This is a genomic window from Opitutus sp. GAS368 (assembly GCF_900104925.1).
Lineage (GTDB): Bacteria > Verrucomicrobiota > Verrucomicrobiia > Opitutales > Opitutaceae > Lacunisphaera.
Genome location: NZ_LT629735.1, coordinates 2,999,167 through 3,012,868 on the forward strand (window position 1 = coordinate 2,999,167; position 13,702 = coordinate 3,012,868).

The 13,702-nt window shown below is 66.8% G+C and carries 13 protein-coding genes; 4 read left to right on the forward strand and 9 right to left on the reverse strand.

The window, feature by feature from the left end:
• Positions 1 to 82: 82 nt before the first annotated feature.
• Both BLU29_RS12860 and BLU29_RS12865 read right to left on the reverse strand, forming a co-directional pair.
• Positions 83 to 1,501, reverse strand: a complete 1,419-nt coding sequence (locus BLU29_RS12860) for an amidohydrolase family protein (RefSeq protein ID WP_091058599.1) — start codon at positions 1,499 to 1,501, stop codon at positions 83 to 85.
• 4 nt (positions 1,502 to 1,505) lie between these two features.
• A complete protein-coding gene (locus BLU29_RS12865; protein ID WP_091058602.1) occupies positions 1,506 to 2,642 on the reverse strand; it encodes a M24 family metallopeptidase in 1,137 nt (378 codons plus the stop codon).
• Positions 2,643 to 2,775: 133 nt separating this feature from the next.
• Here BLU29_RS12865 and BLU29_RS12870 point away from each other — a divergent pair, with 133 nt between their 5' ends.
• Entirely contained in the window at positions 2,776 to 3,288 is a 513-nt protein-coding gene (locus BLU29_RS12870) for a DUF192 domain-containing protein (protein WP_091058604.1), read from the forward strand.
• A gap of 113 nt (positions 3,289 to 3,401) precedes the next feature.
• Here the strand turns inward: BLU29_RS12870 and BLU29_RS12875 are convergent, their stop codons facing one another.
• The gene (locus BLU29_RS12875; protein WP_091058607.1) at positions 3,402 to 3,881 is read right to left on the reverse strand and encodes a hypothetical protein; all 480 of its coding nucleotides are present in this window, start codon (positions 3,879 to 3,881) and stop codon (positions 3,402 to 3,404) included.
• A gap of 157 nt (positions 3,882 to 4,038) precedes the next feature.
• On the opposite strand from BLU29_RS12875, the gene BLU29_RS12880 reads away from it, so the two are divergent.
• Complete coding sequence (locus BLU29_RS12880) at positions 4,039 to 4,572, forward strand: NUDIX domain-containing protein (RefSeq protein ID WP_172830260.1); 534 nt, start codon at positions 4,039 to 4,041, stop codon at positions 4,570 to 4,572.
• A gap of 149 nt (positions 4,573 to 4,721) precedes the next feature.
• Here BLU29_RS12880 and BLU29_RS12885 read toward each other — a convergent pair whose 3' ends face one another.
• Positions 4,722 to 4,985, reverse strand: coding sequence for a hypothetical protein (locus BLU29_RS12885; RefSeq protein WP_231962230.1), 264 nt, complete (start codon positions 4,983 to 4,985; stop codon positions 4,722 to 4,724).
• Positions 4,986 to 5,191: 206 nt separating this feature from the next.
• On the opposite strand from BLU29_RS12885, the gene BLU29_RS12890 reads away from it, so the two are divergent.
• Positions 5,192 to 7,630: an ABC transporter permease gene (locus BLU29_RS12890; RefSeq protein ID WP_157693843.1), complete on the forward strand. Its 2,439-nt coding sequence runs from the start codon at positions 5,192 to 5,194 to the stop codon at positions 7,628 to 7,630.
• Positions 7,631 to 7,730: 100 nt separating this feature from the next.
• Here the strand turns inward: BLU29_RS12890 and proC are convergent, their stop codons facing one another.
• The 5 genes from proC to BLU29_RS12915 form a co-directional block, all read right to left on the reverse strand.
• A complete protein-coding gene (gene proC / locus BLU29_RS12895; RefSeq protein ID WP_091058614.1) occupies positions 7,731 to 8,540 on the reverse strand; it encodes a pyrroline-5-carboxylate reductase in 810 nt (269 codons plus the stop codon).
• A 140-nt stretch (positions 8,541 to 8,680) separates the two neighbouring features.
• Positions 8,681 to 9,805, reverse strand: coding sequence for a hybrid sensor histidine kinase/response regulator (locus BLU29_RS12900; protein ID WP_091058616.1), 1,125 nt, complete (start codon positions 9,803 to 9,805; stop codon positions 8,681 to 8,683).
• A 72-nt stretch (positions 9,806 to 9,877) separates the two neighbouring features.
• Positions 9,878 to 10,762, reverse strand: coding sequence for a bifunctional methylenetetrahydrofolate dehydrogenase/methenyltetrahydrofolate cyclohydrolase FolD (gene folD, locus BLU29_RS12905; protein WP_091058619.1), 885 nt, complete (start codon positions 10,760 to 10,762; stop codon positions 9,878 to 9,880).
• 93 nt (positions 10,763 to 10,855) lie between these two features.
• Positions 10,856 to 11,635, reverse strand: a complete 780-nt coding sequence (locus BLU29_RS12910) for an SH3 domain-containing protein (protein ID WP_091058622.1) — start codon at positions 11,633 to 11,635, stop codon at positions 10,856 to 10,858.
• Positions 11,625 to 12,401: a pseudouridine synthase gene (locus BLU29_RS12915; RefSeq protein ID WP_091058625.1), complete on the reverse strand. Its 777-nt coding sequence runs from the start codon at positions 12,399 to 12,401 to the stop codon at positions 11,625 to 11,627. The genes BLU29_RS12910 and BLU29_RS12915 overlap by 11 nt, the downstream gene beginning before the upstream one ends.
• Before the next feature lie 105 nt (positions 12,402 to 12,506).
• Here BLU29_RS12915 and BLU29_RS12920 point away from each other — a divergent pair, with 105 nt between their 5' ends.
• Positions 12,507 to 13,676, forward strand: a complete 1,170-nt coding sequence (locus BLU29_RS12920) for a sulfite reductase subunit alpha (protein WP_091058627.1) — start codon at positions 12,507 to 12,509, stop codon at positions 13,674 to 13,676.
• Positions 13,677 to 13,702 lie beyond the last annotated feature (26 nt).

Consider the following 13,702-nt stretch of genomic DNA (forward strand, 5'->3'; position numbering starts at 1 on the left):
GTAAATTGGAAATGGAGCGCGGGCGACCTCGCCCGCGAACTGCCGCGAGGTCGCTGCAGCTCCAGAAGCTCAGGTGGGCACGTTATTGGATGCCGACGAGCCCCTTCACAGCGTCGAAGAGCTTTTTCGAATCGTAGCCCGTGCCGTCCTTGAAGACGATCTCGGTCTTGCGGATGTCGGAGATGGTTTTCGACGGGTCGCCGTTGACGACGATGAGGTCGGCGGCCTTGCCGGCCTCGATGCTGCCGGTCGAGGCGTCGATGCCGAGGAGTCTGGCGCCGTTGAACGTGGCGACCTGGATGGCCTCGACCGGAGTCAGGCCGGCCTCGACCAGCAGTTCGATGGCGCGCCAGTTGCCGTAGCCCGCCATGCAGCCACCGTAACCGGTCGGGTCGGTGCCGGCGACGAGCAGCCCGCCGGCCCGGAAGAATTTGGCCTCCAGCTTCATGTCCTTCGCGAACGCGGCCTTGGAGGTCGGATTGTTCTGGATGTTGATGGCCGACCAGCGGGTGAGATAGCTCTCGCGGAGCGGCGGGGCGAGGGTATCGAGCTCGGCCTGGCTGCAGACACGGCGGCCGGGCGTGAAGGTCTCGAAGATGGCGAGCGTGGAGGTGACGGCGACATGCTTGCTTAACAGCAGCTGGATGAGGTCCGTGACGGCCGGCGCGTCGGCGTCGAGGTTCTCCAGGCTGCGGTAATTGTAGACGGCGTTGGAGGGATCGCCTTCCTTGCGGTTGGGCACGAAGTCGGACATCGCCATGAAGCCGTGCTCGAGGTTGTCGATGCCGAGTCCGGCGGCCTCGCGGTAGCCGACCTTGCCAATGTGGCCGGTGACCTGCATTCCCCGCTTGTGCGCGGCGTCGATGGTCGCGGCCATGATGTCGTGTGGCAGGTTGATGTAGACCTTGACGGACGTGAAGCCCTCGTCGGCCCAGTAGTTCACCATGCGCACCGCGCTGGCGGCATCCTTGACGCCGTGCAGCTGCGCGATGCCCGTTTCCGGGCCGTCGAAGTAAGGTGCGGTCAAATGCAGCTTCGGGCCGGGCGTGGTGCCGGCGTCGATGTTGTCTTTCACCTGCAGATCGGTGTAGGGCTCGATGCTGCCGGTGGTGCGCGCCGAGGTAACGCCCGCGGCGAGGTAAAGCCGCGGGAAGGAGAATTCCATTTCGTTGATGTGCAGGGGCCCCCGGACAATGGAGGAATAGTAGAGATGCTCGTGCACCATCACGAGGCCGGGCAGCACCGTCTTGCCCGTGAGATCGAGCACGGTGGCGCCCGTGGGGATCTGTGCCGCGGCGTCGGGGGTGAGCGCGGCGATCCTGCCGTCGCGGAGGATCAGCGTCTGGTTTTCAATCGGGGCATGGCCGCGGCCGTCGATCACGCGGGCATGCGTCAGCGCGACGACCGGCGCGCGGACAGCGATCATGGGATCGGGTTGCTGGGCGGCGAGGTGGGCGGTGCCGAGCAGGCCGGCGGTGATCAACAGGGGAGGGAGTTTCATGGGGTTAGCGGATTTCCCAGACGTGGGGGTGTTTGGAGAGAGGCTGGGAACCGGTCGCGGTGACCCACACGACGTCCTCCCAACGACAGCCACCGAGGCCGGGGTAGTAAAGACCGGGCTCAACGGTCATCACCGAGCCTTTTTTCAGCGGATAGGCCACGGTGGGCGACATGCGGCCCGGGTCGTGCACGGCGAGGCCGAGGCCGTGGCCGGTGCCGTGGATGAAGCCGACCGCGCCATGCTTCGTGCGCTTGGTCTCGTAGCCGGCCGCGGCGAAGCACTCAGTGCACGCGGCATGCACGGCCCGGCCGTCCACGCCGGCCTTGATGGCCTTGGTCGCGCGCTGCTGCGCCTCGCGCACGGTGGCGACGAGGCGGCGCTGCACCTCGCGCGGCCGGCCCTTGAGGTAGGTGCGGGTCATGTCGCCGTGGTAGCCGGTTTTCAGGACGCGGGGGAAGATATCGATGATGATCAGTTCGTGCGGGCGGAGCGGGCCGGAGCCGCGCTCGTGCGGGTCGCAGGCCTGGTCGCCGCCGGCGACGATTGTGTCGCGCGGGTCGCCGCCCTGCTCGCGGATGGCGGTTTCCAGCTCGAAGCGCAGCACCTCCGAGGTGAGCACCTTGCCGCGGTGGACGAGGGTGCGGCCCTTGATCCGGGCGGTGTGCAGGATTTTCTCGGCGGCCGCGAAACCGAGCGAGCACAGCCTGTTGCCCTCGCGGATGCAGTCCGCCTCCCACTTGGATTTGATTTCGCGCTCCGGGAACAGCAGGCCGTCGGGGAAGACGAACTTCAGGCCCAGTTTGGTCAGCCGGAGATAAAGGGCCGCCGGAAAGTTGGCCGGCACCCGGAAGGTGCGGAGGCCGTAATGCCGGGCGACGCTGGCGATAACCTCGGGCACGGCGGCCTTCGGGCCGAAGCGTTGCCGGGCGCGGGCCTGCCACTCCTCGAGCGGCAGGACGACATCGAAACCGCCGGTCTTTTTGACCCGGCCGAACTCAAGGGCGCTCTGCAGGGTGATCTTTTTGCGACCGGCACCGAAGGCGATGAACGGGTCGTGCACCTCGACGCGGCCGAAATAGAGCAGATCGGCGCTGCTGGCGGTGTCGGCGTAGAGGAGCGGGGGCGGGGAGGAACGGGACATGGGAGGGGAAGGTGAGGGGGAGGGGACCCGCCGTCGCCCGGTGGGCTATGGCGCGGCAAGGAGTGAAGGTGAAAGTGAGAGGAGCGCAATTTAGGATTTACGCTGGGCGTTCCCTGACTGGGAATGGAGCCACATGTTTTCCCGCCGTTTCCTGCCCTTCCTCGCCGTGTTCGCCCTGCTCAGCGCCTGCGGCGGTTCCGATGCCGCCAAGAACGCGGTGCCGAAGACCGTCGACGACCGCTTCGCCATCAAGATCGGCGACCGCACCGTGCAGATGCAGATTGCGGCGCTGCCACCGGAACAGCAGAAGGGGCTCATGTTCCGGACGGCGATGGGCGAGGACGAGGGCATGCTGTTCGTGTTCGCCGGCCCGCAGCAGCAGGGTTTCTGGATGCGGAACACCATCCTGCCGCTCGATATCGGCTACATCGATCCGACCGGCGAGCTGAAGGAAATCTACCCGATGTATCCGCACGACGAGCGGCCGGTGGGCTCGCGCAGTCGCAACATCCAGTTTTGCCTCGAGATGAACCAGGGCTGGTTTGCCCGCAGCGGCGTGAAGCCCGGCGCGATGCTCGACCTGAAGGCGGTGGCCGAGGCGTTGAAGGCCCGCGGGCTCAAGCCCGAGGCGGCGGGGCTGCGCTAGGATTTCGGATTGGTCGCGAGCCAAAGGTGGAACCCGGCCTCCGGACGGGTTTTCAGGATGCGCGCCAAACAAACCCGTCCGGAGGCCGGGTTCCACCGCAAGCAAGAGACTCCTTAGGCGTCCTTTCGGCGGCGGTCGACCTTCTCCATCTTGAACTCGTCCTTCGGGAGGACGTTGTCAGTGACGACGACGGCGACGGGCAGCTTGGTCTTCACCCAGAGCTCGGACTCGCGGAAGTATTTCGCGCTGGCGCTCTCGAGCGCCTCGCCGACGGACTTCACCGGCAGCAGGCGGCCTTTCTTGGAGGCGTTAAAATCGTAGGCGCCTTTGAAGACGCGGTCGGTGGTCGAGTAGGGGCTGGCGTCCTCGGCGATCTGCACGACCCAGCCCGTGAGGTCCTTCTTCGGCAGCTTGCCCTCCATGTCGGAGAGCAGGATGACGAACTGCTTCTTGGGCGCGGGCGGCTTGATGTCCTCGTCCGCGGCGGGCGAGGTGATCTCGTTCATCTCCTCCACGATCTCGCGGAGGATGGAGGGGTCGAGCTTGTGCTTTTTGAGGATCTCGGCGACCTGACTGACTTCGATTTTGGCCATGGGAAAAGAGGAGAGAGACCACGGATTACACGGATGAGCACGGATGAGAAGGAGAAAGAACGGATTTTATGTGGAACTCAGGAAATCAGGAACAAGCAGGCGAAAATGGTGGGCATTTCCAGCTTTCCTGATTTCCACATTTTCAACAGGAATTCCCATGGCGCAGAATCTCGACGAACTCTTCGACGTGGTGGACGAGCAGGACCGGGTGACCGGCCAGCTGGCCCGCCGCGAGGTGCACCGGCGCAAGCTCCGGCACCGGGCCGTGCACCTGCTGGTCGCCAACCGCGCCGGCCAGGTGTTCCTGCACAAGCGCTCGATGCAGAAGGATCTTTTCCCCGGCGTGTGGGATTCGTCGGCCGCCGGACACGTCGGTGCCGGCGAGGACTACGACGCGACGGCCGTGCGCGAGCTGGAAGAGGAGATCGGCTGCCGGCCGGCGAAACCGCCGCAACGCCTGTTCAAGATCGAGGCGCGCGAGGAGACCGGCCAGGAATTCGTCTGGGTCTACCGCGTGGAGGCCGAAGGACCGTTCGTCCTGCAGGCCGATGAGATCGAGCGCGGCGACTGGTTCACCGTGGTGCAGATCGACCGCTGGCTGGTGGATCGGCCACAGGAACTGGCGCCGGCCTTTGCGTTCATCTGGGCGCGGGCGCGGGAGCATTTCGTGCCCAAGCCCAAGGCAGTTTAGCCACAAGAAGGCACAAAGAAGTCCGGCGGCAAAGATGCTCACAAGGCGCCTATAGGCGCGCGCAATTGCCGCAGGCAGGTGGAATTATCTTTGCGCCTTTTTGCGGCCAAAATCGGGGCGTAAAGCCCCTCCTACAGTCCAGGCAGCGCCTACGTCGGCCGCTGGCCCTTGAGCAGGTTGAATTCCTTCGTACTCATGAGGCGGCGAGGCAGGCGGCGCTCGGCCTCGCTAACCAGCCGGTCCCACTGTTCGTCGGTGGGAGCAAAGTCTTCCCACGAGGAATTGTGGCCGGTCTTGCGGCTGAACACGACGTGGCCGCCGTGAAAACGGGCATTGATCTGCCATTTCACGCCGTCCTCGTCCTTGTCCCACCAGCCGAATTCCATGCCCATGGCGGGAGGGGAAAGTGACAAGGGGCAAGTGGCAAGTGACAAGTGCCAGGCCTGTCGGCGACGACCGGAAGGCTAAGGCGTAATGGCACAGTGCCGGTCCGGGGCCGGCCGCCCAAAGACGACCGGGTCATGCTCAGTCCCGGCAGACGGCAAAGGCCTCAGTCCGGGATCCTGCCCGATTGTTGCAACCGGCGCGGCCCTTCCGGTGTGATCCGGGGGTGCCCTCCTTGTTTTCCCTGACCGATTTCCGCCAGACCCTGCGCCGCCTCGGCCGTGAGCGCGGCTTCACCGCGACCGTCCTCCTGACCCTCGGCCTCTGTATCGGAGCCAACGTGGCGATCTTCGCCGTGGTCGATGCCATTCTCGTGCGTTCGCTGCCGTTTCCGCACGCCGAGCAGCTGGTCACCGCCATCAACAGCTATCCCGGCGCCGGCGTGGAGCGCGCCGGCGCATCCTTGCCCAACTACTACGACCGGAAGGAGGTGGTCAAGGCCTTCGCCTCCATCGCCATCATCCAGGGCGGCAGCGCCATCGTGGGGGAGGCCGGCGCCCCCAACCGCATCGCACGCGACCGGGTTTCGCCCGAATTTTTTTCCACCCTCGGCGTGCCGCTCGCGATGGGCCGGACGTTCAACGATGAGGAGATGTTCTACAAGAGCAGCAGTGTCGCCATCCTGACCGACGCCTTCTGGCGCAGCAATTTCAACGCGGATCCCCAGGTGCTCGGCCGCAAGTTCCAGGTCGATTCCCAGCCGGTGACCGTGATCGGCGTGCTCCCGCCCGGTTTCCGCTATCTCTCCAGCAAGGCCCGGTTTTTCATCCCCGCCGCGTCGAACCCGGAGGACCGTGCGCCGGACCGCCGCCACTCGAACAATTTCCAGCTCATCGCCCGGCTCGCCCCTGGCGCCACCCTCACGGTCGCCCAGGCGCAGATCGATGCCCTCAACGCCCGGCAGATCAAGGACGATCCTTATGCGAAACTGCTGACCGGCGCGGGGTTTCATACGCTGGTCAGCTCCCTGCACGAGGACCATGTGCGCGACGTCCGACCGATCCTCCTGCTGCTGCAGGGCGGCGTGCTGTTTCTGCTCCTCATCGGCGGCGTCAACCTCGTCAACCTGCTCCTGATCCGCGCCAGCGGCCGCGCCAAGGAGCTGGCCGTCCGCCAGGCCCTCGGGGCCAGCCGCCGGCACATCACCCGTGAGGTCATGCTCGAGACGGTCATGCTGGCGGTCGCGGGCGGAGTGCTCGGGCTCGGCGGCGGTGCCATCGGCATCCGGCTGCTTTCCGTGCTCGGCACCGAGCAGCTCCCGCTCGGGACCACCATCGTCTTCGACGGCCGGGTCGCCGCGGTGGCCTTTGCCGTCTCCGTCCTCGTCGGCATCGCGCTCGCGCTGCCCGTCATCTGGTTCAACCTGCATGCCCGGCTGGCTCCCGTGCTCCAGGCCGAGACCCGGGGCGGCACCGGCAGCCGCGCCGCCCAGCGGGTGCGCCACGGATTCATCGTCACCCAGATCGCCCTCGCGTTTGTGCTGCTGAGCGGCGCCGGCCTCCTCGGCCTCAGCCTCCGCCGCGTTCTCGCCACGGCCCCGGGCTTCCAACCCCAGCACGTGCTGACCGGCCAGATCGCCCTGCCGTGGAAAAACTACCCCACGCCCGAGGCGCGCCTCGCCCTCATCGAGCGGCTCCTGCCCGAACTGCGGGCCCTGCCGGGCGTCACCTCCGTCGGCCTCACCTCCGGGCTGCCCTTCACCGGCAGCGTCGACAACAACGCCACCGCCATCGAGGGCGTCGTGCTCGCCCCGGGCGATTCCATCCGCGCCCACTACACCATGGCGGCGGTGGGTGACTACTGGCAGTCGCTGGGGATTCCGCTGATCGCCGGCCGCCTCCTGGAGGACGCCGACAACCACCGCAAACCGCACGCCTGCGTGGTCGACCAGGATTTCGCGCAACGCTACTGGCCCAACCAGAGCGCGCTCGGCCACCGCATCGTCAACGGCCCCAAGTTCACCGAGGACGACGCCCACACCATCGTGGGGGTCGTGGGTAACGTGAAGCAGACCGACCTCTCGGAAAAAGGCGCCCAAGGGGCCGTCTATTACCCCTACGTCACTTATTCCTCCACCTCCTTTTCGGTCATCGTGCGCACCCCGCTCGACCCCGCGGCCCTTGCGTCCATGTTGAAGAAGGTCGTGCTCAAACTGGATCCTGAGCTGCCGGTCGACGACCTGAAACCGATGCAGGACCGCGTCGACGAGAGCCTCGTGGCGCGTCGCTCGCCGGCCGTGCTGGCCGGTATTTTCGCCGGCGTGGCGCTCCTGCTCGCCGCGGTCGGCACCTATGGCGTGCTCGCCTATGCCGTGGGCCAGCGCCGCCGGGAAATCGGCGTGCGCATGGCGCTCGGTGCGTTGCCGGAACAGGTGCTGGCACAGTTCCTCGGCCTCGGGACCGGACTGCTGCTGGCGGGACTCGTCCTCGGCGTGCTCGGCGCCTGGGCCGCCGGCCGGGCGATGCAGAGCGTGCTCTTTGGCGTCGGAGCGGTCCATGCCGGCGTGCTCCTCGCGACCGCCGCCGTGATGGCCGTCGTCGTGCTGCTGGCGGTGTTCCTCCCGTCCTTCCGCGCGTCCCGCGTCTCGCCGATCGACGCCCTGCGCGACGAGTAGACAGCCGCGCCGGCGGGGATGGGCGGATGTTTCATCCGTGGCTTTGTCCAGCTCGCCGCAGCCATGGATTGGCTTAACTTATGGGTTTTGAATACACGCCTTAGTCCCGCGACAGCTCGCCCGCCCGGCGGGCGCCGGCGAGGATGGTTTCCTTGATTGTCTCGCGGAACTGGCGAGAAGCCATGACCTGCAGGCCGGCGTAGGTCGTGCCGTTGGGCGAGGTGACCTTGTCGCGCAGCGCCTCGGGCGTCTCCGTGCTGCGGGCGAGGAGCCGGGCGGAGCCAAGGACCGACTCGAGCGCGAGCTTCTGGGCGGTGTCGGCCGGCAGCCCGGCGGCCACCCCGCCGTCGCGCAACGCGGCGACGAACTCAAAGAGAAAGGCCGGTGTGCTGCCCACGAGCGCGGTGACGGTGTCCATGTGCTCCTCGCCGAGCTCGAGGAACTGGCCGAGGGCGCCGAGGAGTTTTTCCACGGTGGCGCGGTCGGTCGCGGCGAGCGGGGTGAGCGCGCAGAAAGGCGTCATGCCGGCGCCAATGGCCGCGGGCGTGTTGGGCATGGTGCGGACGATATTGCGGGCCTTGGGAAAAGCCTGGGCGAGGCGCGCCAGTTTTTTCCCGGCCAGCACGGAGAGCACGAGCTTGCCGGTGGTCAGTTCGGCGAGGCGCGGGTCGGCCCCGGCCAGCGACTGGGGCTTGAAGGCGATGATGACGGTGTCGGCGCCGGCGAGGAGCCTGGGCAGGTCGGGCTCGAAGGTGATGCCGGTGTCGGCCGCGAGCTTCTGCGCCGTGCCGCCCGTCTTGCTGGTGCAGGCGAGGTCGGCGGGCGCGCAGGCCTTCTTTGCGAGCAGGCCGCGGACGATGGCGGAGGCGAGGTTGCCCGCGCCAATGAGCGCTATGCGGGAGGAGGGCATCGAAGCTGGCAGATGGATTGCCGCGTCGCTGGGCGGCTCGCAATGAGAATCCGGGTGTAGGGCGGGATCACCGTATCCCGCCTCGAACGTGACAGCCTGTTCAAACAAAGGCGGGATACGGTGATCCCGCCCTGCAAGCCTCAGGTCCTGTCTTTGTTTTTCCGCTCGAGCGGGTGGCGGATGGTGCAGATGGCACCGCCGCCGGGCCGGTCGGCCAGCGTGACCTCGCCGCCGAGATTGCGCATCGAGTGGCGCGCGACGGTCAGGCCCATGCCGACGCCGACGGTGTGCTTGGTGCTCGTGAAGGGCTCGAAGGCGTGGTCCTTGATCTCGGGGTCGAGGCCGCGGCCGCGGTCCTCGATGTGCACGAGGGCGAAGCGGCCCTCCTCCGGGCGCTCGACGACCTCCGTGCGGATGTGGATCGGACGCTTGTCGTCGGGCTCGTCGTGGTAGCTTTCCCAGGCGTTGATGAGCAGCTTGGAAAGCGTCTCCTCGAAGACTTCGACATTGGTGTCGATCAGCACCTCGGCCGTGGCGGGCTCGATGGTGATGGGCTGGTCGATCTTGTATTCGATCTGGTAGCGGCGGACGCCGCTGTCGATCATGCGGGCGAGGCTGGCGCGGATGAGCGGCGGGCGGTTCTTCACCACGAGGCCGGTGAGCTGCTTGATGATGCCGACGATGCGGTTGACGGCGTCCTCGAGATGCTGGGCGTTCTTCTTCACCAGCTCGGGCTTCTCGTGGTAGGCCTTGATGAGGTCGACGTAGCCGATGACGACGCCCAGGAGATTGTTCAGGTTGTGGGCGATGCCCTGGGTGACGGCGCCGATGGTGGCCGAGCGGCGGGACTCGCCGAGGCGGGTCTGCAGGTCGATGAGTTCGCGATTGATCGCCACGAAGCGTAGCTGCGTCTGCACGCGCGCGAGGGTCTCGTCGAGGTCGATGGGCTTGGTGATGTAGTCCACGGCGCCGACGCCGAGGCCCTCGATCTTGCCCTCCTTGGAGGTGCGGGCGGTGATGAAGATGACGGGGATGGCCTTCGTTTCCTTGTCGGCCTGCAGGCGCTGGCAGACCTCGATGCCGTCCATCTCGGGCATCATGACATCGAGCAGGATCAGGTCGGGCCTGTCGGCCTTGACCAGGTCCAGCGCCTCCCGGCCCGAGTAGGAGGTGGCCACGATCATGCCCTCGCGCTCCAGCTTGCGCTTCAGCAGCTGGACGTTGATCGGCTGGTCATCGACGACAAGAATCTTGGGTGTGGCCATGCTTGGTTAAAGGGGGAGGCAAAGGGGTTTGCCGCCGAGTGGCAAGGTTCAGTTAAGGGGAAAAGCCCTATTTTAAGGTTGGGAGTCCTGGGCGTGCTGCCGCCGGGCCTTCACCGTGTTTTGCATGAGCATGGCGACAGTCATCGGGCCGACCCCGCCCGGCACCGGGGTGATCTTGCTGCACAACGGCGACACCGTGGGGAAGTGGACGTCGCCGGTGAGCCGGTAGCCCGACTTCTTGGTCGCATCCGCGACCCGGTTGACGCCGACATCAATGACCACGGCGCCAGGCTTGACCATGTCGGCGGTGACGAACTCGGGTCTGCCGATGGCGGCGATGAGGACGTCGGCCTGGCGGGTGAGGGCGGGGAGATTGGCGGTCTGCGAATGGCAGACGGTGACGGTGGCATTGGCCCAGGGCTTGCGCTGCAGGGCGAGCAGCGCCGCGGGCTTGCCGACGATCAGGCTGCGGCCGAGGACCACCACATGCTTGCCAGACAGCGGAACGCCCGAGCGTTGCAGCAGCTCCATGATGCCGGCGGGCGTGCAGGCGACGAAGCCGCTGTCGTCCTCCTGCGCGAGCTTGCCGAGGTTCATCGTGTGGAAGCCGTCGACATCCTTGTCCGCGGCGATGCGGCGGAATACGGCCACCTCGTTGATGTGCTTCGGCAGCGGCGACTGGACCAGGATGCCGTCCACGGCCGGGTCCGCGTTGAGGCCGTCGATGAGGGCGAAGAGCTCGTCCTGCGCAATGGTGACGGGCGGGAAGATGAGCCGGCTGGTGATGCCGATGGTGGCGGAGGCGGTCTCCTTCTTCTTCACGTAGGAAACAGACGCCGGGTCCTCGCCGACGCGCACGAGCGCGAGGCAGGGCGGCCGGCCGGGCAGGGCGGCGACCTGGGTCTTGAGTTCGGCGATGATGTCCGCCGCGATCTTGTTGCCGTCAATCAGTTCCATGGTGCGGGAAGAGGGTAAGGTGGAGCGCGTTGACCCCAACGCGCTGGTCGAAGACGCAAAACGCGCTGGAGTCAGCGCGTTCCGCCCAAAGGTTTATTTTTTCAGCGCCATGGACTCGGCGGCGATCACGAGGTCCTTGCCATCAACCGTGTTGCGTACCGTGCCGGTGACGGTGATCTCGCGGTCGAGGAAGTTCTCGATCTTGTCCGTGAGGAGCAGTCGCCGGGTGTCGACGTAGGCGAAGCGGCGGCCGCCGCTGTCGGTCACCTGGTAGTCGTAGGGCGGATTGGGATTCAGGATGGGGCGGCGGGCCAGGACGAGCGTGCCGGCGAAGAGGCGCGGCGTGTCGGCATTGTTCGACGCGACCGGCACGGGACGACCGAGGGTGGTCACGGGGCCGGTCGGCGCCGGGGCGGGGGTGAAGACGGGCGCCGGCTTGGTGTCGGCGGCAATGTTGGCGGCTTCGCCGACGGCGATGAAGCCCTGCAGCTTCTTCTCGAGGCGGACCTGGCACCAGTCGCCGGAGGTCGACTTGGCCAGGCCGATGACCTCGGACTTGTCGCCCGCGGCGGCCACGGCGAGGAGCTGGGAGTCCTTGCGGGGCTCGGCATAGATGCTGCCGCCCTCGCGGACCTCAAGGCCCTTGGTGATGTCGCGGCTTTGCGCGTAGGCCTCGAAGGGGCCGCTGACCTCGACGCGGCGCCAGCCGGCCGGGGCCTCGCCGACGACGGTGATGGTGCTGCCGGCCTTGAGGCGGGTGAGCACGGGCGACTTCGGGTCGGTCTGCACGAAGACGGCGGTATCGGTCTTGACCGTTTCGGCGGCGAGCGAGGCGGCGCAGGCGAGGGCGAGGAGGATGAGCTTAGTTTTCATCGGAGGTGGAGGGGGTCATTTCGCGGTAATGCGCGGGAGGGACGACGAAGAGGGATGAGATTTCCTTGGTAGAAAGTTGTTTCACCCCGCGCAAAGGAATTCCTTTCAGGCGGAGAGCGCCGATCTGGTAGCGGCGCAGGCGGCGGACCTCGAAACCGAGGGCGGTGAACAGCTGGCGGATCTCGCGCTTCTTGCCGTGGTGCATGTGGACGTCGAGCTCGGGCGAACTGCGGTCGGCCTTGGGGTTGACCAGGCTGGCCTTCTCGACCTTGAGGTGCTCGCCCTCGATGACCACGCCGCGCAGCAGCTGGCGGAGGCGGCCGGCGGGGAAGGGTTCCTCGAGCGACACATAGTAGCGTTTCACGACCAGGTTCGACGGGTGCATGAGCTTGTGCGCGAGGTCGCCGTCGGACGTGAGGATGACGAGGCCCTCGCTGTCCTTGTCGAGGCGGCCGGCGCAGAAGAGCCGGAGCTTGGCCCATTCGCGCGGCAGCAGGTCGAAGATGGTGTGGTCGGCGTGCGGGTCGCTGTTGCTGCACACCACCCCACGCGGCTTGTGCATGACGAGGGCCAGCTTGGGCTGGGCGTGGGACTTCAGGGACTTGCCGCGCACGGTGACCTTGTCGGTGCCCGGCTCCACCTTCTGCCCGAGCACGGCCTTTTCGCCGTTCACATAGACCTCGCCCGCGACGATCAGCGCCTCGGCCGCGCGGCGCGAGCAGATGCCGGCCTCGGCGATGAGTTTTTGGATGCGGACGGGTTCCATGTGAAACGGATGAATGGCCGGCGCCCGAGGGCGGCGCAACGAGATTCCCATGACGCAAACGGAGCTTGCCAAGCTGCGGGCCGGGCGGCCTAAAACAGCCCCTCCATGAGCGATGCCGTGCCCGCCAGCACCTACCACAAAGACCACCCGTTTCCCGCGCGATTGGTCGAGAACCGGCTGCTGAACAAGCCCGGTTCCCACAAGGAGACGCGGCACATGGCCGTGGACATCGCCGGCAGCGGGCTGACCTACAAGGTGGGCGATTCGCTGGGCGTCTTCCCCGCGAACCGGCCGGACGAAGTAGACGAGATCTTGGCGCGGCTCAGCGCCACCGGCAACGAGCCGGTGTCGCCCGTCATGCTGAAGCTGGCGGCACCGATCCCGTTGCGTGAGGCCTTGACCGGCCGGCTGGCGCTGGCCAAGCCGACGCGGAAGATCGTCGAGACTCTCGCGGCCAAGGCGACCGCCGAGGCCGACAAGACCCGGCTCGCGGCGTTGCTGGTCCCCGAGGCCAAGGACCAGCTCGCGGGCTGGCTCGAGGAGCGGGAGTTCGTCGATTTGCTGGCCGAGTTCCCCAGCGCGAAGCTGACCCCGCAGGAACTGGTGGATCATATGCGCAAGCTGATGCCACGGCTCTACTCGATTGCGTCGTCGCCGAAACTTTTCCCAACGGAGGTGCACCTGACCGTCGCGGTGGTGCGCTACGAGACCAACCACCGCTCGCGCGTGGGCGTGGCGACGACGTTCCTCGCCGACCGGGCGGAATTGAAGGCGGCGCCCGTGCCGGTGTTCGTTTCCGATTCGCATTTCGGCGTGCCGGCCGACGGCGCGAAGGACATCATCATGGTGGGGCCGGGCACGGGCATCGCGCCGTTCCGGGCCTTCCTCCAGGAGCGCGTCGCGACCAAGGCCACCGGCCGGAACTGGCTCTTCTTCGGCGACCAGCATCGCGCGACGGACTATCTCTACGAGGAGGAATGGAAGGCCTGGCACGCGTCGGGCGCGCTGGCCCGCGTGGACCTCGCGTTTTCGCGCGATCAGATTCTCAAGGTCTACGTGCAGGACCGCATGCGTGAGAACGCGGCGGAACTGTGGGCGTGGCTCAAGGCCGGCGCGCATTTCTACGTGTGCGGCGACGCCAAGCGCATGGCGAAGGACGTCGACGTGGCCCTGCACGACGTGATCGCCCAGCAGGGCGGCCTCGATGCCGCGGCGGCCGCGGACTACGTGAAGCAGATGAAGAAGGACAAGCGCTACCAGCGCGACGTGTATTGACAAACACCCGGGGTGTGGCGACCTAT

What these genes read in the sequence shown, in the direction of transcription:
- BLU29_RS12860 (WP_091058599.1), bottom strand. Translation starts at nt 1,501, where the DNA reads ATGAAACTCCCTCCCCTGTTGATCACCGCCGGCCTGCTCGGCACCGCC.
- BLU29_RS12865 (WP_091058602.1), bottom strand. Translation starts at nt 2,642, where the DNA reads ATGTCCCGTTCCTCCCCGCCCCCGCTCCTCTACGCCGACACCGCCAGC.
- BLU29_RS12870 (WP_091058604.1), top strand. Translation starts at nt 2,776, where the DNA reads ATGTTTTCCCGCCGTTTCCTGCCCTTCCTCGCCGTGTTCGCCCTGCTC.
- BLU29_RS12875 (WP_091058607.1), bottom strand. Translation starts at nt 3,881, where the DNA reads ATGGCCAAAATCGAAGTCAGTCAGGTCGCCGAGATCCTCAAAAAGCAC.
- BLU29_RS12880 (WP_172830260.1), top strand. Translation starts at nt 4,039, where the DNA reads ATGGCGCAGAATCTCGACGAACTCTTCGACGTGGTGGACGAGCAGGAC.
- proC (WP_091058614.1), bottom strand. Translation starts at nt 8,540, where the DNA reads ATGCCCTCCTCCCGCATAGCGCTCATTGGCGCGGGCAACCTCGCCTCC.
- BLU29_RS12900 (WP_091058616.1), bottom strand. Translation starts at nt 9,805, where the DNA reads ATGGCCACACCCAAGATTCTTGTCGTCGATGACCAGCCGATCAACGTC.
- folD (WP_091058619.1), bottom strand. Translation starts at nt 10,762, where the DNA reads ATGGAACTGATTGACGGCAACAAGATCGCGGCGGACATCATCGCCGAA.
- BLU29_RS12910 (WP_091058622.1), bottom strand. Translation starts at nt 11,635, where the DNA reads ATGAAAACTAAGCTCATCCTCCTCGCCCTCGCCTGCGCCGCCTCGCTC.
- BLU29_RS12915 (WP_091058625.1), bottom strand. Translation starts at nt 12,401, where the DNA reads ATGGAACCCGTCCGCATCCAAAAACTCATCGCCGAGGCCGGCATCTGC.
- BLU29_RS12920 (WP_091058627.1), top strand. Translation starts at nt 12,507, where the DNA reads ATGAGCGATGCCGTGCCCGCCAGCACCTACCACAAAGACCACCCGTTT.